The sequence below is a fragment of the Arthrobacter sp. Y3221160 genome (assembly GCF_059092585.1).
This window is the reverse complement of the sequence record NZ_JBNHHU010000001.1, coordinates 321,461-341,058: the sequence shown is the minus strand read 5'-3', so window position 1 is coordinate 341,058 and position 19,598 is coordinate 321,461. Positions and strand designations below refer to the sequence as shown.

The 19,598-nt window shown below is 68.2% G+C and carries 12 protein-coding genes; 10 read left to right on the top strand and 2 right to left on the bottom strand.

Going from position 1 to position 19,598, the window contains the following annotated elements:
• The first annotated feature begins 5 nt into the window (after nt 1–5).
• The 6 genes from AC5RWG_RS01580 (at nt 6) to AC5RWG_RS01555 (ending at nt 10,021) form a co-directional block, all read left to right on the top strand.
• Nucleotides 6–791 (top strand): TetR/AcrR family transcriptional regulator, encoded by a 786-nt coding sequence (locus AC5RWG_RS01580; protein ID WP_494166281.1) that lies wholly within the window; start codon nt 6–8, stop codon nt 789–791.
• A gap of 78 nt (nt 792–869) precedes the next feature.
• A complete protein-coding gene (locus tag AC5RWG_RS01575) occupies nt 870–2,978 on the top strand; it encodes an acyl-CoA dehydrogenase family protein (protein ID WP_494166280.1) in 2,109 nt (702 codons plus the stop codon).
• Between the two features lie 248 nt (nt 2,979–3,226).
• Nucleotides 3,227–4,687, top strand: a complete 1,461-nt coding sequence (locus tag AC5RWG_RS01570; protein WP_494166279.1) for a DUF3375 domain-containing protein — start codon at nt 3,227–3,229, stop codon at nt 4,685–4,687.
• On the top strand, nt 4,687–5,499 hold the full coding sequence (locus AC5RWG_RS01565) for a DUF4194 domain-containing protein (RefSeq protein WP_494166278.1): 813 nt from the start codon (nt 4,687–4,689) through the stop codon (nt 5,497–5,499). The genes AC5RWG_RS01570 and AC5RWG_RS01565 overlap by 1 nt, the downstream gene beginning before the upstream one ends.
• 1 nt (nt 5,500) lies before the next feature.
• Nucleotides 5,501–8,827: an ATP-binding protein gene (locus tag AC5RWG_RS01560; RefSeq protein WP_494166277.1), complete on the top strand. Its 3,327-nt coding sequence runs from the start codon at nt 5,501–5,503 to the stop codon at nt 8,825–8,827.
• A gap of 171 nt (nt 8,828–8,998) precedes the next feature.
• Nucleotides 8,999–10,021 (top strand): DUF808 domain-containing protein, encoded by a 1,023-nt coding sequence (locus AC5RWG_RS01555; protein WP_494074508.1) that lies wholly within the window; start codon nt 8,999–9,001, stop codon nt 10,019–10,021.
• Nucleotides 10,022–10,952: 931 nt separating this feature from the next.
• Here AC5RWG_RS01555 and AC5RWG_RS01550 read toward each other — a convergent pair.
• Nucleotides 10,953–11,735, bottom strand: coding sequence for an Ltp family lipoprotein (locus AC5RWG_RS01550; protein ID WP_494166276.1), 783 nt, complete (start codon nt 11,733–11,735; stop codon nt 10,953–10,955).
• An 834-nt stretch (nt 11,736–12,569) separates the two neighbouring features.
• Between AC5RWG_RS01550 and AC5RWG_RS01545 the strand changes: the two genes are divergently transcribed.
• Entirely contained in the window at nt 12,570–13,007 is a 438-nt protein-coding gene (locus tag AC5RWG_RS01545; RefSeq protein ID WP_494166275.1) for a protein-tyrosine phosphatase family protein, read from the top strand.
• Nucleotides 13,008–13,020: 13 nt separating this feature from the next.
• Here the strand turns inward: AC5RWG_RS01545 and glgA are convergent, their stop codons facing one another.
• Nucleotides 13,021–14,217 (bottom strand): glycogen synthase, encoded by a 1,197-nt coding sequence (glgA, locus tag AC5RWG_RS01540; RefSeq protein ID WP_494166274.1) that lies wholly within the window; start codon nt 14,215–14,217, stop codon nt 13,021–13,023.
• Between the two features lie 89 nt (nt 14,218–14,306).
• Between glgA and glgC the strand changes: the two genes are divergently transcribed.
• The 3 genes from glgC (at nt 14,307) to pepN (ending at nt 19,469) form a co-directional block, all read left to right on the top strand.
• Nucleotides 14,307–15,599, top strand: coding sequence for a glucose-1-phosphate adenylyltransferase (glgC, locus tag AC5RWG_RS01535; RefSeq protein ID WP_494166273.1), 1,293 nt, complete (start codon nt 14,307–14,309; stop codon nt 15,597–15,599).
• A gap of 194 nt (nt 15,600–15,793) precedes the next feature.
• A complete protein-coding gene (locus AC5RWG_RS01530) occupies nt 15,794–16,813 on the top strand; it encodes a YeiH family protein (RefSeq protein WP_494167083.1) in 1,020 nt (339 codons plus the stop codon).
• Nucleotides 16,814–16,853: 40 nt separating this feature from the next.
• Nucleotides 16,854–19,469, top strand: coding sequence for an aminopeptidase N (gene pepN, locus AC5RWG_RS01525; RefSeq protein ID WP_494166272.1), 2,616 nt, complete (start codon nt 16,854–16,856; stop codon nt 19,467–19,469).
• Nucleotides 19,470–19,598: the final 129 nt, after the last annotated feature.

Genomic DNA, 19,598 nt, shown 5'->3' with positions numbered 1-19,598 from the left:
GTTACGTGAACACCGCCACAGGCCGCCAGGCCGCCTCGAATCCGGCGACGCCCGCGGACGGCCGCTCGGCCCGTTGGGACCGTCACCGGACGGAACGCCGCCGGGAGCTGATCCGGGCGGCGCGGCACGCGGTGCACCGGCTTGGGCCCGATGCGTCCATGGAGGAGATCGCGGCGGCGGCCGGGACGTCCAAGCCCGTCTTCTACCGCTACTTCGGCGACAAGGCCGGCCTGCAGCGGGCCATGGGCGAGGTGGTGATCGGCCGGATGCAGGCCCGGCTCCAGGAGGCCGCCGCCACCGCGACCACGGCCCGGGAGGGCCTGCACGCCATGGTGTCGGTCTACCTGCAAATGGCCGAATCCTCGCCGCACGTGTACGCGTTCGTTACCCGCGCCGCGCCGTCCGAGCCGCCGGCCGCACCGCAACCCGGTCGGGACGATGCGCGGCCGGCTGCCGCACCGGAGGACGGCAGTTCCGCCGTCCTGCAGGACTTTTTCGCCAACGTCACCGCCATGATCGAGGCCCCGCTGCGCGGCCACCTGGCCGCGGCAGCGGGAAGTGCCGCGGAACTGGCCGCCGCTTCCTACTGGCCCCGGGCCGCCATCGGCATGGTGCGTGCCGCCGGTGAATGCTGGCTGGCGGCTTCCGATGATGGAACCAAGCCGAGCCGGGAAGTCATGACGGGCCTGCTCACCCAATGGCTGCTGGGTGGCGTCGCACCGGACAACGGAGCTCCCGCAGCGGGCTCCGGGCCACCCGGCCGTTCCCGCAACACCCCGGGCATGGATTGACCGCCCGCACCCGGCCGCCCCGCCCCGCCGCCTTCCCCGGCCCCACCGACACACACCTGACGACCGAAGGATCATCCGATGACGTATACGCCCGCCCTGGAAACCCCGGAACCGGTTGAAGACAACGGAGCCACCGTGGATGTGGCCGAACTCGGCCGGCTCCTGCTGGGCCGCTGGGCCGACATCCGCCAGGCGGCACGCGACCTGGCCGGCCGCCCGGAACTCCACCGCATTGACGGGCTGACGATGGAGGAGCACCGGCAGCGGGTCTTCGGGCAGCTGAAGTACCTGGTGGACACCGGCGCCGTGCACCGTGCCTTCCCCGCACGGCTCGGCGGCGAAGACAATCACGGCGGCAACGTGGCCGGTTTCGAGGAACTTGTCACCGCCGACCCCTCGCTGCAGATCAAGGCCGGTGTGCAGTGGGGCCTGTTCGGCGCGGCGGTGCTGCACCTGGGCACCCGGGAACACCATGACCAGTGGCTGCCGGACATCATGAGCCTCAAGACGCCGGGCGCCTTCGCCATGACCGAAACCGGCCACGGATCCGACGTGGCCAGCATCGCCACCACCGCCACCTACGAACCGGCCACGCAGGAATTCGTCATCCACACACCGTTCCGGGCCGCGTGGAAGGACTACCTGGGAAACGCCGCCAACGACGGCCTGGCCGCGGTGGTGTTCGCGCATCTCATCACCCGGGGCGTCGACCACGGCGTCCACGCCTTCTATGTGCCCATCCGGGACGAACAGCACAACTTCCTGCCCGGCATCGGCGGCGAAGACGACGGTTACAAGGGCGGACTCAACGGCATCGACAACGGCCGCCTGCACTTCGACCATGTCCGCATCCCGCGCACCAACCTGTTGAACAGGTACGGCGACGTGGCCGAGGATGGCACCTACACCTCCCCCATCGCCAGCCCGGGCCGCCGCTTCTTCACCATGCTGGGAACCTTGGTGCAGGGCCGCGTTTCGCTCGATGGCGCCGCGGTGGCCGCCAGCAAGGTAGCCCTGGCCATCGCGGTGCGCTACGGCACCGAGCGCCGGCAGTTCAATGCGTCCTCGGACACCTCCGAAGAGGTCTTGCTGGACTACCAGCGCCACCAGCGGCGTCTGCTGCCGCGGCTGGCCACCACCTACGCGGCGTCCTTGGCGCACGAACAACTGCTGGAGAAGTTCGACGACGTGTTCTCCGGCGCCCACGACACCGACGAGGACCGGCAGGACCTGGAAACCCTGGCCGCCGCCCTGAAGTCGCTCAGCACGTGGCACGCGCTGGACACCCTGCAGGAATGCCGGGAGGCCACCGGCGGGGCAGGGTTCCTGGCCGAAAACCGCTTCGCGGCGCTGCGCGCCGACCTGGACATCTACGCGACCTTCGAAGGCGACAACACGGTGCTGCTGCAGCTGGTCGCCAAGCGGCTGCTCGCGGACTACGCCAAGGAGTTCCGCCACGCAGACTTCGGCGTGATGGCCCGGTGGGTTGCCCACCAGGCGGCCGACGCCACCTTCCACCGCACCGGCCTGCGCCAGGTGGCCCAGACGTTCGCGGACAGCGGTTCGGAGCGCAAGAGCGCCAACTACCTGAAGGATCCGGAGTCGCAGCGCCAGCTGCTCACCGACCGGGTCTCCACCATGGTCGCCGGCATCGGCGGCGCGCTCCGCAATGCCACGAGGCTGCCGCAGGCGGAGGCCGCGGCGCTGTTCAACGAACACCAGCACGAGCTGATCGAGGCCGCCCGCGCACACGCGGAACTGCTGCAGTGGGAGGCCTTTACCGCCGCACTCGGGCAGATCGACGACGACGGTACCCGCCAGGTGCTGACGTGGTTGCGGGACCTGTTCGGCCTGTCGCTGGTGGAGAAAAACCTGGGCTGGTACCTCATGCACGGACGGCTCTCCGCCCAGCGCGCCCGCATCCTCGGGGGGTACATCAACCGTCTGCTGTCCAGGCTCCGCCCGCACGCACGCGACCTCGTGGACGCCTTTGGCTACGGGCCCGAGCATCTGCGCGCGAAGATTGCCACCGGCGACGAGCAGGAACGCCAGGACGAAGCCATGGCCTATTCCCGCTCGCGGCGGGCCAGCGGCGACGCCCCGATGGACGAGAAGGTGCTCGTCGCCCGCCGGAAGGCCGCCGAAAAGCTCGCCGCGCGACGCCAGAAGCTGCCGGCAAGCAGCTAGGCGAACGACGGCGGGGCCCAGGCCGGAGGCGATCCGTTTCGCCACGGCGGGCACACCGGCACACCGCCGTCGTCAGCGGGGTATCCCCGGGCGACACGGCCCACATGTGGCGGGCACACCGCCGTCGTCAGCAGGTATACCCCCGGGCGACACGGCCCACCCGTGGCGGCCGCCGCCGTCGTCAGCGCAGTAGGAGCGGCTAAGATCTTCTGGGCCCGCTTTTCCCTTCCGCGGGCGGAAAGCACAGCATGTCCTTCACCCAGAACGCCCTTGCCCGCTGGCAAGAGCTGCAGGCCTTGTCCGCGACGCCGGGCCTCAAGCTGGCCGCCGCCAGCCCGTGGGTGCCCGCGCTGTTCCGGACCGCTTTCACGCGCTCCCGGCCGCAGCTGCCGCTGGAGGAGTTCCACCGCAACACCGACGCGTTCCTGGCCGAGCTGCGGCGCGCCGGGGTGTCGCTGCGCGAGGATTGGTCCGCCCGCCAGTACGCCGACGACTGGGTGGGCCGCAGGTTCCTCTCCCGCCTGCGCGAGGGCGGCCGGTTCGTCTACGAGCCCACCGAAGCAACAGTGCGCTTCCTGGAGTACCTGGACGGCCTGACCGGGGCCTCCTCCTCCCTGAACAGCTCCCGCCTGGCCACGCTGCTCACCCGGGTCGAGGCCCTGGCCCATGAGACCGATCCCGACCCCGAGGCGCGCATTGCCGTGCTCCGGGCCGAAATCGCCGAACGGCAGGAAAAGATCCGCGCGCTGGAAGCAGGCGACGCGCCGGCGGCGGTGCCCGCAGCCGCGGCAGCGGAGGCGGCACGCGACATCCTGGCGCTGGCGGCCGGGCTGCCGGCCGACTTCAAGCGGATGCGCGACGGCTTGGAGCGCATGCTGCACACGCTGCGCGCCGAAATCGTCGAGTCGAATGCCACCAAGGGCATCACCATGGGCGAGGTGCTCGACGCCGACAAACGGCTGCGCGGCACCAGCGAAGGCCGGACGTACGAGAGCTTCACGGCGTTCCTGAACGACGAGGACCAGCAGCAGCGTTTCCGGCAGGCAATCGCCGACGTGCTCGAGCGGGACTTCGCCGACGGCCTGGAGCCGGAGGACCGGAGGGCCCTGCAGCAGCTCATGCCCCAGTTGCGGGCGCAGGCGGCCGAGATCCACCGCATCTACGGGCGGCTCTCGGAGAGCATGCACACCTTCGTGCAGTCGGACGACTACCGCGAATCGGTCCAGCTGCGCCAGGCGATCCGGGCTGCCGAGGCCGCGATCTTCAAGTCGCGGCACAGCCTGCCGGGCCGGCGTGCGGTGGTACCGGCGCCGCAGTTGTACGGCTCCGGCTTCGAATCGGTGAGCATGATCCGGCTCTACGACCCGCAGGATCACCAGGCGCCGGCGAAGTTGCCGCCGCCGCCCGAGTTCACCGAAGCGGACATCCGCCGCGCGGTACGCACGCCGCAGGCTGACGCCGAGGTGCTCTCCCGGGCGGTGCGCACGGCCGTCGAAGCACGCGGGCCGGCGCCGTTGTCGGCGGTCTACGACCAGCTGGAACCGGAACACCGGCACCTGAACAGCCTGCGCTGGCTGCTGCACCGGGCCTTGAATACCGGCGGCGTGCTTGATCCGGACGCGACCGACAGCGTGACCCTGATCCAAATCGACGGCAGCGAACGAACCGCGGTGCTGCCCGCCGTCACTTTCACGAAAGCTGCAGACTAATGAACGAGTTGACCGAGGACGAGTTGACCGGGGTTTCCGCCCATCCGTCCGCAGGGCCCGAGGACGGGGCCGCACCGGAGGAAGCGGATCCCGCCCAGGCTGACGGGCCGGAGGAGGCGGACTCCGCCGAGGCTGACGAGGCGCCCGCCCGCAACGAGATTGTGGACGGGCCCGAACTCTTCGACGGCGATACCGGCAAGCTGCCCCTGAAGCTGCGCCAGGCCCTGGTCCGGCTGCTGCGCGGCCCATACCTGCACGCCGGCTCCACGGACCGGGTCTACGACACCGTGGTGGAACACCGCCGCGTCCTCGCCTCCCGGCTCAGCGAGCTGTTCCTGCAACTGGTCATCGACGAAGACCGCAAGGTTGCCATGCTGCGGCCGGTCCCCATGGCCGAACCGCACACCAACGCCCTGCAGCGGCAGCGGGAGATGACGCGCGAGGAGACGCTGCTGCTCCTGCGCATGCGGCTCATCCAGGATCGCCACGCCGGCACCGGGACGGAGCCGCTGATCAGCCGGGCCGACGTGATCGACGTGCTGCAGGACTACGTGGACCCCGAACAGCACGACGCCAAACACGTCGAGGACCTGGCCGATGCCTCCATCCGCAAGCTGTCCAACGAGCGCCGGCTGCTGGAAGCCACCGAACTTTCGGACGTGTGGGTCATTTCCCCGGCCCTGCCGCTGGCCTTGCCCTTCGAGAACATCGGCGACATTCCGGCGGTGATCGGCTTAATGGCCGGTACTCTCCCGCCGGCCGGCGAGGCACCGGAGACCGACCAGTTGGCTGTCGACGGCGAGGAGGCCTGACATGAGCATCGAGACGATCCTGCCCCTGGACGGGCTGCTCAATCCCGGCCAACACCGCCTCAGCCGCGTGCAGCTGGTCAATTGGGGCACCTTCGACGGCTCCCACACCATCCGCGTGGACCGCGCCGGAACGTTGCTGACCGGCGGCTCCGGCGTGGGCAAGTCCACTATCTTCGACGGCATGCTCCAGGTGCTGGACGCGCGGCCAAAGATGAACGAGGCTGCCCAAACCAGCGCCGGCAGCGCCGCCGAGGAACGGCGCACCGCGTTCAGCTACATGCGCGGACGGCTGGGCGCCACGCCGGCGGACGGCGACGGGTCCCGGAACGCCACGTTCTACCAGCGTCCCGGTGCCACCTGGTCGGCGGTCTGCCTGACCTTCGACAACGCCCTGGGGCAGACCACCAGCCTGTCCGTGCTGCTGGACCTGCCGGCCAACGGGACCGAACACAATATGGGCCGTTTCTATGTGCTGCACAACAAGGCGCTGGACATTCCCGCCCTGGAGGCCCGCATGCTGGGGCGGTTCAGCAAGACCTCGCTGGAGGCCCTGTTGCCGGGCAGCCAGGTCTTTGATTCGCACAAGGCGTTTGCCGAGCGATTCCGGCAAGCGCTGGGCATCGACCAGGAAAAGGCCTTCGGCCTGCTGCGGACGCTGCAGACGGGCAGGGGCCTGGGCGGCACCGTGAACGACTTCTTCCGCAACCACGTGCTGGACACGCCCCGGACGCTGGCCGCCGCGGAGGAGGCCGTGGAAGACTTCAGCCACCTCAGCAGCATCAGGCGGCAGCTGGAACGCGCCCGGCAGCAGCGGGACCTGCTGGCCCCCGTGCCCCGCCTGCATCGGGAGCTGCAGCAGGCGCAGGCCGGGCTGGAGCGCAACCAGGTGTTGGCGGACGAGGCCCTGCCGCTCTACCGGCGACGTTTGGCGCTGGACTGCCATGGCCGGCAGATCGACCGGCTGGAAGCGGAAGCAACGGCGGCGACGGCCGCGCTGGCAACCGCCGAAGCGGCACGCGACGGGCTCCGGGAGAAGGCGGCGTCGCTCAGGGCGCGCTACGGCAGCGAAGGAGGCTCCGCCGTCGCCACCCTGGAACGGGAGCTGGCGGCGGCCCAGGCCGAGCTGCGGGCCCGTCAGTCCGTCGAAGATGCCCTCCGGGGCGAGATGGCGGCCGCCGGGATTGAAGCGGATTTCAGTCCCGCCGGCCTCGCCGCCGCGCGCAGCCGTGCCGCCGTGCTGGCCAAGGACCTGGCCAAGGAGGCCGAGTCGGCCCGCGAACGGAGCAACGATGCCCAGGGCGAGGCTTGGACCCTCAAGGGCCGGATCCGTGCGCTGGAGGAAGAAATCGAGTCCTTCCGCCGCCGTACCAGCAACATCCGTCTCGACAGCCTGGAGCGCCGCCGGCAGGTCTGTGCCGCCACGGGCATCGCGGAAGAGGAACTTCCGTTTGCCGGCGAGCTGATCGACATGGCCGCCGCCGAGGCCCGCTGGCGCCCGGCCGCCGAACGCGCACTGCGGTCGCTGGCCGCCGCAATGCTGGTACCGGGCGACCGGATGAAGGCCGTCACCCGCTACCTGAACGAGCACAATATCCGTGGCTTCCTGCGGATCATCGACGTCAGCGCCCCGCTGGACGGAAAGGCCGACGCCGGCGACGATGACCTGGTCACCAAACTGGTCACCAAGGACACCGCCATGGGGCACTGGGTCCGGCGCAAGATCACGGCGCACTACGACTACGTCTGCGTCGACGACCCGGACGAACTGGCACACGTCGCCCGCGGCGTCACCCTGGGCGGCGCGGTAAAGCGCAGCAGCAGCACCACGGAAAAGGACGACCGGCACACCGGGGCGTCCGATTATCTGCTCGGCTTCGACAATCAGGACAAGATTGCGGCCCTCGCCGCGCGGTTGTTGGAACTGCGCGAGACGTACGGCACGGCGGATGCCGAATCCGCCGAACGCGCCCGCGAGCAGCAGGATCTGGGCCGCCGGCTGGCCGCAGCCAAGGCCGTGGCGGCCGACACCCGCGACTGGGCGGAGGTTTCCGCCGAAACACACGCCGCCGCCGTGGAAGCGGCGGCGGAACGCCTGGAGCAGGCCCGGGATGCCAACGCGGACCTGGAGCAGCTGCGGTTCGAGCTGGAAACGGCGGAACTGGACCTCACGGCCGCCACGGAGAAGATCGGTGTGCTCAAGGGCGACGCCGCCCGGTTGACCGCCGAACTGGACGCCGCGCGCAGTCGCCGGGACGCCCTGGCCGCCACCGGTGAGACCGCCGGGCAGCTGACCGACGAACTGGCCGCCGAGCTGGACGACCTCTTTGCCCCGTACGGGGAGATCACCGACCTGGCCTTTTTGGGGGACGTCTGCACCCGGGTGGAGCGCGCGCTGCTGGACTCCCGCGGCCTGCTGGAGCGGACCCGGCTGGAGGCCGGCAACCAGCTGGTGAAGATCTTCGAGTCCTACGGCAGGCAGTGGGGATCAGACCACGGCACGTCGCTGGAGGCCGCCGCCGACTACGAGGCGCGCTACCACGACATCGTGGGCGAAGGGCTGCCGCAGCGGGAGACGGAGTTCCGCGAGTACTTCAACAACCGCACCTACGAACGCTTCAGCGACCTGCTCCAGTTGCTGGACGAAGAACGCCGCAGCATTGCGTCCCGCCTGCAGCCGCTGAACCAAATCCTGCGGCGCGTGAAGTACCACGAGGACAGCCACCTGCAGATTGAGATCGCCAACGCGGTGCCCGACGCCTCGCACAAGTTCCGCACTGACCTGAAGAACGCGCTGCCGGTCATGGGCAGGCGGCAGACCGCCGAGGACATGGACGCCCGCTACCTCGCCCTGGAGCGGATTGTGGAGAGGCTGGCCTCCGAGGACGAGCGCCGCTGGCGCGCCGAGGTCCTGGACGTGCGGTCGCACGTGGACATCACCTGCACCAATCTCCTGGCGGACGGCCGCGCCTACACCAACCTGCAGGCCAGCCTGATGTCCGGCGGCGAGGGCCAGCGCTTCACCGCGTTCATCATGGCGTCGGCGCTGGCCTACCAACTGGGCATCGCCGGGCAGGGCTTCAGCACCTTCGGCACGGTGATGATGGACGAGGCCTTCGTGAAATCATCGCTGGCGTTTGCCGAGGCCAGCATCAACGCGCTGCACGAATTCGGTTTCCAGCTGCTGTTGGCCGCCCCCGAGGACAAGGTGGACCTGGCCCGCTTCCTCGGTTCGGTCACCGAAGTCCTGCGCGACGAATCCGCCAACCGGTCGGGCATCCTGGAACGCGGCCACTCCCTGGCACGGCCGGTGGACATCGTGTTGCGCTGATTGCTCGTCCCTGGCCGACCTCGATGAACGCCTCCCGCCTGGCCTCCATCAACGCACTCCCCCGGGCGGACGGGCGTCGCGCCGCCGTATACTTTTGAGCATGCCGATCACGCACCTCAACCGTGGCCTCTACGTCCAGCAGTCAGCCATCGAGCAACGCGGAGGCGATCTGTGAGCGGCGGTCTCGTCGCCCTGCTCGACGACGTCGCGGCCCTGGCCCGCATCGCGGCCGCCTCGGTGGACGACGTCGCGGCGGGCGCCGCCAAGGCCGGGGCCAAGGCCGCCGGCGTGGTGATCGACGACGCCGCCGTCACCCCGCAGTACGTGTCCGGGGCGGACCCTTCCCGCGAACTGCCGATGATCAAGCGCATCTTCTGGGGCTCGCTCCGGAACAAGCTGCTGATCATCCTGCCGGCGCTGCTGCTGGTCAGCGCCTTCATCCCGGGGGCGATCCCGTTCATCCTCATGCTGGGCGGCACCTACCTCTGCTACGAGGGCGCCGAAAAGGTCTGGCACAAGGTTCGCGGCCACCACGAGGCCGACAAGGCGCCGGCGGTCGAGCGGGGTCCGGAGGCGGAGTCCAAGGTCGTCAAGGGCGCCATCACCACCGACTTCATCCTGTCCTGCGAGATCATGGTGATCTCGATGAACGAGGTGGGCGACGCCTCTCTGTGGGTCCGGGCGCTCATCCTGGTCGTCGTGGCGATTGCGATCACGGTGCTCGTGTACGGCGCCGTCGGGCTCATCGTCAAAATGGACGACATCGGCCTGCACCTGACCACCAAGGACTCCGCGGGCTCGCAGCGCTTCGGCGCGCTGCTCGTCAAGGGCATGCCCGCGGTGCTGGCCGCGATCACCTTCGTCGGCACGATCGCGATGCTTTGGGTCGGCGGCCACATCATGCTCCAGGGGGCATACGACCTCGGCTGGCACGCTCCCTATGACCTGGTCCACGTCCTCGAGGGCCCGTTCGCCGGGATCCCGGTGGCCGGCGGCTTCCTGGCCTGGCTCGTGAACACCCTGTGCTCGGCCGTCCTCGGACTCGCCTGGGGCCTGGTCGTCATGGCAATCCTGCACCCGTTGCTCAAAGTGCTGCCCTTCGGCAAGAACAAGGGCGGGCATGAAGAGGGCGACGTCCGGGCCGCCACAGCCGGCCATCACCCGCCGGGACGCGACGCCGATCCTGCCCCCTGATTCATAAGCTGCCGGGTAGCCTGTTTCCCCGCCGAATACCGGCCTTGGGCCCGCGCAAACGTCGGCACCCGTGGCTATGGCCTAGTGCGGTGGGACATGGCGCTGCGTTTGGGGGCGGCAGCGAGGGCCTTGGTGAACCGGGAAGGGCCGGAGGCGAAGTGGCCACTGTGGAGCAGGGCGATGACCTCCACGTTCAGCGGATTGCGTTGTCGCCCAGTGCGACGTCGAGAACGCAGGTTGCCACTAGGGAGCGAAATCTTCTGCCGCGTCGCTGGCGAATGCAGGCACGTGCTCATCATGAAACGGCAACATGAGCGGCAGTGCTCGGCGCGGGACGTGGCGTCGAAGGCCTGCCGTGCGTTGTCGAGCGGGTGAATTTCCGCCGGAATGACCACCAGGGGGCTTCCTGTTGAATCGACTACGTCTGCGTCTGCGCGCTACCGGCCTTGAGTGCTTTGGCTTTCGCGTCCTTTAGCCTACGCCTTCAGCGTGCTGGTGATCTTCGCCTTGGCCTTTGCCTGGGCTTTCGTTTCGGCTTAGTCCTTGACGAACTTCACGGAGGCATCCTTGGATGCCTTGGTGACAGCGATGTTGGCTGCCGTCTGGGCGCAACTCTGGCTGCAGAGGACCTTGCGCGTGGCGATTGCTTCTCCGTTCGCTTCAGACTGGTGACCTCGTAGGTCACGGTCTGGCTTATCGTGGGTCTTGGTCACGGTGAGCGGGCCCTTGGCCCGTCGATGGCTGTTTACGAGCCTCGGCGACACCTTAAACCATCTGGACCGCCGAGTTCCACGGAGTTCCCGGGCAGGCTCGCGCTCCTGTTATCCGTTGTGATCCCGTATGAACGGCTTTCCCAACGACAACCAGATAGGGCTCATAGCCGCTCGACGGTTGACTACAAGCCCTATCGGGGCAACACATCTACTAAAAATTAGAGACCCGTTTGGCTCACTCCATACTCTGCCTGCTCCGGCGTGAAGCCCTCGAAGATTAGCTGGTCGATCAGCCCCTGGCGGGAGAAAGCTTGGAAGTCGAGGTAGTTCTGGGCTGCCTTGGCTGCTTGCTCGTTCCAGTCGACCTCAACACGGTCAACCGCCCACGTCGCGTCCTCAGTGGAGTACTCTTCAAACTCCAGCTGCTGGATTAATCCAGTGCGCGAAAAAGCCTGGAAGTCGATGTAGTTCTGAGCGGACCGCAGGGCGTTCTTCTGGCTGACCGTACCCTCAGCCGCCTTGGCTTCTGCTTCAGCCTTGGCCGCAGCCTCGTCCTCAGCCTGTTTGGCAGCCTCTGCTTCCGCTTCTTCTTTTGCTCTTGCCTCGGCTTCCGCTTCGGCCTTCTCGGCAGCTTCAGCGCTGGCCTGGGCCTCGGCCTCAGCGTCCACACTGGGCTCGGCCGCCACCGGGGTTTCCTGAACCTGGCTGCTCTGGTCGGACGAGACTGGATCTTCGCCGCCGCAGCTGCCGATGCCGATGATCAGTGCCAGTACACCGGCCGGGATGATTACGCGCTTCTTCTTGTACCAGGGACGGGCAGTCTTAACTTGGGCTGTCCCCACGGGCTGCTCTCCTCCGGGACGCTGATCCGACGGCTTACCGTTAGGTAGTGGTGTGTTGCTTTTCATGAAAACCCCCTGATTGGATCGCTCCAAGTAGCGATTATTGATGTGACCTGCTGCTCTGGAGGCGATAGCCAGAGAATTCAAGGCAAGCCCCATTACTACATAAGACCAATAAACCTTATCGCCCCCAGCCCGAAGCTGTGGAAAAGGTGATCGAGATGTGACGTAACCGTGAAGGCAGGTCCGTCCGATGGGAGGTCACACCCGCTGCTTTAGACACCGGAAGCGGACGTTCTGAGTCCTCTTTCCGCTCTGTTGGCACCCAAAGTCAGAGCCTCTCGGGAGCCGCTTTCTTAAGGATGCACCGGATGAGTGCGAGATAGCCGTTATCTCCAGTCCCTTTACACTTTAAGGACGTAAGACAGGTGGAGGCAGCGTCATGACAACGCCATGGGATACGCGACCTCAGCGAAGCCGAGGAAACGACCAGAGTGCCTTTACAAATGAAGCCGGACCACGTCGTTCGCGGTGACGCCCTAGAAGCACCTCCACGGATCGCAATTAATCTGTGAAAACCAGTACGATTATTTTCAAACCTTCTCACGGTACTGAGACTGATCATTGCGCTCGTTATCAGAATCGACGTCGACTTTTGTCTGTCGAAAACGCAGGACGAGACATCTCCGGAGCAGTTTGCAACGCGGGACGTCGGGCGAAGGTGAGTGGCGAAGCGTACGTTCATCCGCAGACGTACTGCCGAGACGGCAAGGTGTAGCCCCTTTCATGCCGCATTCAGCGGGGATCGAGTAACCGACACGCCGGAACGCTATGCGCAGCCGGTCAGCGAGATTGAGGGCGGAACCCAGCAGCCTCTCATCGCTGCCACGCCTACAACGGATATGGCTTACTTGCATTCTTCTCACAGCTGCGCAAACGCTTAGGCATCCACACGGTGAGACGTGGCGCGCCGTCGGGGCTATCCTCTCTGGCATGGGATCACCGTGGGATCCCGGGCTGCCGGGGGTGCTGCGGCTGCCGTCCGGGAGGCTGCTGCGCGGCCGTGCGCTGCGTGTTCCGCTGCCGCCGGGTCCCGCGCCGGAATTCGCCCTGTACCTGAAGCACCGTGCTCCGGCCTCCACCCTGTGGGAGCAGCGGTGGGTGCGCTGGCGCGATCTACGGCTGCCGGAAGACCTGTCGGACGCCGAGGCGGCCTTCCGCGAAGCCTGGCTGCGCGCCGGGGACGAACGGGTGGAGGTCGCCTGCTACGGAGGCCGGGGGCGGACCGGCACGGCGCTGGCCTGCATTGCGATTCTCGACGGCGTTCCCGCCGCCGAGGCCACCCGCTACGTCCGTGAGCACTACCGCCCCGGCGCCGTCGAAACCCCGTGCCGGCGACGGTTTGTGCGCCGGTTCCCCCAACGCCAGTAGCGGGCTGCGCCTCCTACGCGAGCACGCTGCGGTAAAGACCCAGGGTCTTCTCGGCGATGGAGTCCCAGGAGAAGTGCTCCTCGGCGCGCCGGCGCCCCGCCTCGCCCTGGCGGCGGGCGGCGGCGGGATCATCCAGCGTCTTGTTGAGTGCGGCGGCGAAGTCGCGGACGAACTGTTCCTCGTCCAGCGGGGTGCCCGTCCCGTCGCTCGCCTGCTCCAAGGGCACCAGGGTGCCGGTGACGCCGTCGTCGACGACCTCCGGAATGCCGCCGGTGGCGCTGGCCACCACCGGGGCGCCGCAGGCCATGGCTTCAAGGTTCACGATGCCCAGCGGTTCGTAGATCGACGGGCACGCGAAGACGGTGGCCTGGCTGAGCACCTGGATCAGTTCCGGCCGCGGGAGCATCCGCTCGATCACCACGACGCCGTCGCGGGTCCCGCGCAGCCCGGCCACCAGGGCATTCACCGCGGCCGCCAGTTCCGGGGTGTCGGCGGCGCCGGCACACAGCACCAGCTGCACTTCCGGCGGCAGCAACGCCGCTGCGCGCAGCAGGTACGGCACGCCCTTCTGCCGGGTGATCCGCCCCACGAAGACCACGCTGGGCCTGTCAGGGTCGATTCCCAAGGCGCGCACCGCGTCGTCGTCGTAATCCGGTTTCCATTCCTGCACGTCCACGCCGTTGTGGACCACGTGCACCCTGTCCGGATCCACGTCGGGGTAGCTGCGCAGAATGTCCCTGCGCATCCCGGCCGACACGGCAACGACCGCAGCGGCCGCCTCGTAGGCGGTGCGCTCCGCCCAGGACGAGAGCCGATAGCCCCCACCCAACTGCTCCGCCTTCCACGGCCGCAACGGCTCCAGCGAATGCGCGCTCAGCACGTGCGGCACATCGTGCAGCAGCGACCCCAAATGCCCGGCCATATTGGCATACCAGGTGTGGGAATGAATCAAGTCCGCACCGGCGAAGCCGTCCAGCATCTCAAGGTCGACGCCGAGGGTCTGCACCGCGGCATTGGCTTTCCGCAGTCCGGCCGGGACCCCGTAGCTGCGCACCGTCGCGCCATGGAAGTCGGACGGCCGGTCGGCCCCGAAGGCATGCACGTGCAGATCCACTCTGCCGGCCAGCACCCGGCTGAGCTCGGCCACGTGTACGCCGGCTCCGCCGTAGATTTCCGGCGGGAATTCTTTTGTCACAATGTCTACACGCACGACACCTAACGTAGTGCACGCCCGGCCCTTCCTCTACTGTGTGTTGACAAGGGGGACGTGTGTCGGTCCGGCACTGGACCGCGAATGCGATGGGATGGACGATGCCACAGAAGAAGGTTTTGGCCGTTGTGCTAGCCGGCGGCGAGGGAAAGCGCCTGATGCCGCTCACAGCGGACCGGGCCAAACCGGCCGTGCCCTTTGCGGGCAGCTACCGGCTGATCGATTTCGCGTTGTCCAACCTGGTCAATTCCGGATACCGGGAGATCGTGGTGCTGACGCAGTACAAATCGCACAGCCTGGACCGGCACATTTCCGAAACCTGGCGCATGGCCGCGCAGCTGGGCAACTACGTTGCCTCGGTACCGGCGCAGCAACGGCGGGGCAAGAGCTGGTTTCTGGGCAGCGCCAATGCCATCTACCAGTCCCTGAACCTGATCCATGACGCCCGGCCGGACATCGTGGTGGTGGTCGGCGCGGACCACGTCTACCGGATGGACTTCTCCCAGATGGTGGAGGAGCACATAGCGTCCGGTGCGGCCGCCAGCGTGGCCGCGGTGCGCCAGCCGCTCGCGCTGGCCAATCAGTTTGGCGTGATCGAGTCCGAGCCCGATGCACCCACCAAGATCCGCGCCTTCGTGGAGAAGCCTGCAACCACTCCCGGCCTGGCGGATGACCCGGACAGTTTCCTGGCGTCCATGGGAAACTACGTCTTCAACACGGACGCTCTGCTGGAGGCCCTGGAGGCCGACGCCGAGCGGTTGGACACCAACCACGACATGGGCGGGGACATCATTCCCTACTTCGTGGAACGCGGCGAAGCGGCCGTTTACGATTTCACCGCGAACGATATTCCCGGTTCCACCGGGGCCGACCAACAGTACTGGCGCGACGTCGGCACGTTGGATTCCTACTACGAGGCCCACATGGACCTGATCAGCCCGCTGCCCGCCTTCAACCTCTACAACCTGCGGTGGCCGATCTATACGCGCCAGTCGGTGTCTCCCCCGGCCAAGCTGGTGCGCGGAGTCAGCGGCACCGCGGGCACCGCGCACGACTCCCTGCTGTCCCAGGGCGTGGTGGTTTCGGGGGCAGAAGTCACCGAGTCGGTGCTCTCCACCGACGTCTTCGTCGCCGAGGGCGCCCAAATCCACGGGAGCGTGCTGTTGGACAAGGTGACGGTGGGCGAGGGAGCCGTGGTCCGGAGGGCCATCGTGGACAAGAACGTCCGTATCCCGGCCGGCGCCACCATCGGCGTCGATCCCGAACTGGACCGCGCGCGGGGCTTCACGGTCACCGAGTCCGGGCTGACCGTCCTAAGCAAGGACCAGAAGGTCATCCTCGGCCCGACGGCGAGCGCCGAGCACAAGGCAGCTTCTTTGTAACAGCGGGCACAAGTTCATGACCTTGTCCCGCTGCTCACCCTTTCTGTTGAAGGGAGGGTGCCGATTGCGCCCGGACCGCGGACTGCAGGCGGTACGGTAGCGAAGTGCCTCAACCTCAGTCACCGGAGCCCCGCCCTGCTCGGCCTAATCCGCCGGCCGGGCCGCAGGATCCGGGGCCGCGCGCCAGGCCTTGGCTGCTCCGCGTCGGACCGGGGCTGCTCTTTGCGGCGGCCGCCGTAGTTGCCGCCCACGGACTGCACTGGCTCGCGCCGGCCGTCCCGGTGATGAGCATCGCCGTGGTCCTGGGTATCCTGGCGGCGAACCTGCCGCCTACTGCTTCGTGGACGCGTGGAGCGGCACTTCCCGGGCTGGCCTTCTGCGGACGGACGTTGATGCGTGCAGGGATTGTGCTGCTGGGCGCCCGGCTGGCGCTCTCGGACCTGGCCGAGCTGGGCTGGTTCGCCTTGGTGCTGGTGGTCCTGGTGCTGTTGCTGGCGTTCGGCGGAACCTTCCTGTTGGCGCGCTGGCATCGTTTGCCCGGCGACCAGCCCGTGCTGCTGGCCGCCGGATTCTCCATCTGCGGGGCCTCGGCCATCGGCGCCGTCGCCGCGGCCCGGGGCAGCCGGAGCCAGGACACGCTGATGCCCGTCGCCCTGGTGACGCTGTGCGGCACGCTGGCCATCGGCGTCCTGCCGGCCGTCATGGCGGTCACCGGCATGACCCCGGAAGTGTTCGGCTTCTGGGCCGGGGCCTCCGTGCACGACGTCGGACAGGTGGTCGCCACCGCCCAGAGTGCCGGCACGGCGGCCCTGACCATCGCCGTCGTCGTCAAGCTCGCCCGCGTGGTGATGCTGGCACCCGTCACGGCCGCCTCGGCCTTGCACAGCCGGCGGAGGGCCAAGGCCGGAGCCGCACACAGAGACGGGACCGCGGTGCCCGGCAAGCAGCCGCCGCTGGTGCCGCTCTTCGTGCTCGGGTTCCTCGCCCTGATGATGCTGCGCAGCGCGGGATGGTTGCCGCAGCCGGTCCTGGACGGCACGGCGTCCGTGCAGGAACTCCTGCTGGCCGCGGCACTGTTCGGGCTGGGCTCGGCAGTCCGCCTGCGGGAACTGCTCCGCTCCTCGCTGCCGGCCATCTCCACGGCCCTGCTCTCCTGGCTGCTGATAGCAGCACTGGGCATAGGCGCGGCCTGGCTGGCGATGGGCGCACGCTGAGGGGGCCCCGACCGGGTCCGCGCATGGTTAAATGGGCCGGATGACGAACCAGAACCTCAGCCGCGACGAAGCGGCCGCGCGGTCACGCATCCTGCAGGTGGAGAGCTATGAGGTCTCGCTGGACCTGCGCACTGCCGAGGACCCCGACGCGCCGGGTTTCGTCTCCAGCACCGTCATCACGTTCAGCTGCAGCGAACCGGGCGCGACCGTGTTTGCCGACTTCATCCACGGCGGTGTCCACTCCGTCACGCTCAACGGCCGGCCCCTGGACCTCGACGAGGTGGTGGACGGTTCCCGGATCACGCTGCCCGGCCTCGAGGCCGAGAACCAGGCCACGATCACGGGCACCGCGCTGTACAGCAGCAGCGGCGAAGGGCTCCACCGGTTCGTCGATCCGGTGGACGCCCGAACGTACCTCTACACCCAATACGAACCGGCCGACGCGCGCCGGGTCTTCGCCAATTTCGAGCAGCCGGACCTGAAGGCCAGCTTCAGCTTCCACGTCGCCGCCCCCGCCCACTGGCTGGTGGCCTCGAACGCCGCGGTGGCCGTGACCGAGCCGATGGGCTCCACGCCCGGCTACTCCGTGCGCCGCTTCGAGCCGACGCCACGCATCTCCACCTACATCACCACCGTCCTGGCCGGGCCCTACCACGCGGCCACGGACACCTGGCAGGGCACCCTGCCCGACGGCGGACAACTGAGTGTGCCGCTTGGCGCCTACTGCCGGGCCTCGCTGGCCGACTCCTTCGATCCGGAGCGGATCTTCGCCGTCACCAAGGCCGGCCTGGATTTTTTCCACGAACTTTTCGACTACCCCTACCCGTTCGGCAAGTACGAGCAGGCGTTCGTGCCCGAATACAACCTGGGCGCCATGGAGAACCCCGGCCTGGTCACCTTCACCGAGGCCTACGTGTTCTCCTCCCGGGCCACCGACGCCCAGTACCAGGCCCGCGCCAACACCATCCTGCACGAGATGGCGCACATGTGGTTCGGCGACCTGGTCACCATGAAGTGGTGGGACGACCTCTGGCTGAAGGAATCGTTCGCCGACTACATGGGGTCCCTGGCGTCCGCCGAGGCTACGCAATGGACCAACGCCTGGATCACCTTCGCCAACCGGCGCAAGGGGTGGGCGTACGTGCAGGACCAGCTGCCCACCACCCACCCCATCGTCGCCGACATCCCTGACCTGGAAGCGGCCAAGCAGAACTTCGACGGCATCACGTATGCCAAGGGCGCCTCGGTGCTCAAACAGCTGGTGGCCTATGCCGGTTTCGACTCCTTCGTCGGCGCCTCGCGCCGGTATTTCCGCGAACATGCCTACGGCAATACGTCGCTGGCCGATTTCCTCACCGCTCTCAGCGCGGCTTCCGGCCGGGACATGGAGCAGTGGGCGCGGCAGTGGCTGCAAACCGCCGGCATCTCCACGCTGGGCGTGGACCTCGAGTACGACGGCGGTGCGATCGCCTCCGCGGGCGTCGTCCAGGAGGCGGTGGATCCGGTGACGCAGGAGCCGTCCTTCCGGCCGCACCGGTTGCGACTGGGCCTGTACAACCCGGACGCCTCCGGCCGGTTGGTCCGCACGGACCAGCTGGAGCTGGACGTGGCGGGGCCGCGGACCGAGGTTCCGGAACTGGCGGGCCGCGAGGTTCCCGCCCTGCTGCTGCTCAACGATGAGGACTTGAGCTACGCCAAGGTCGTCTTCGATACCGGCTCCCTGGAGACGGTGCTTTCCTCCTTGGACAAGGTCACCGATCCGCTGGCCCGCGCCCTGTGCTGGTCAACCCTGTGGGACATGGCCCGCGACGGGCGCCTCCCGGCCGCCGACTACGTGGAGGCTGTGCAGCGCTTCGCGCCGGCAGAAACCGAGAACAGCGTGCTGCAGGTGGTCCTGGACTGCGCCAAGACGGCGATGGACCGCTACGCGCCGGCGGAACTCCGGACAGGCCTGCGGGAAGCCTTTCTGGCCGCCGCCCGCGGGGAGGCGGAAGCGGCGGAGCCGGGCAGCGACCGGCAGCTGACCTGGGCGCGGTCGCTGGCGGCGGTCGCGCGCGCCGATGACGGCCAGGCGCCTTTCCTGCGCGGCCTGCTGGACAAGACCACGGTGCTGGAGGGGCTGAAGCTGGACACCGATTTACGTTGGCGCTTCTGGCAGGCGCTGGCGGCCACCGGCCACGCCTCGGCGGCGGAGCTGGATGCGGCCTTGGAAGCCGACCGCAGCGCGGCGGCGCGTGCCGGCCACCTGGCAGCCATGACCGCGCGGCCCCTTCCGGAGGTGAAGGCCCAGGCCTGGCACACCGCGGTGCATACCGATTCGCTGTCCAACGAGCTGCTGGACGCCACCATCGATGGTTTCTGCCAGGGCCCGCCCGGGCTTCACGCAGGGTATGCCGAACCGTACTTTGAGGAACTCGATCGAATCTGGTCGGTTAAGAGCATCGAGATAGCGGGCAGGCTGGTTCGGGGGCTCTACCCCATCGCGCAGGACCTGGTCCCCGGACAGGCCCCTGCGGACCACCCCGTCGTCGTACGCACCGATGCCTGGCTCGACAGCCACGCGGAGGCGCCGGCCGCGCTTCGCCGCATCGTCATTGAACAGCGTGACCATCTGCTCCGGGCACTCCGCGCGCAGCAGGCCGGCACCCGGGGCTGAGCGCACACAGCGGCACAGCGGACGACGGCGGACGACGGCGGGCGAGCGGCTGCAGGCGCATCGGCGGCCATTGGCGGCCGGTAGCCGCCGCACGGTTCCCTGCGCAGCCTCCGTGGAATAGGCTGTCGT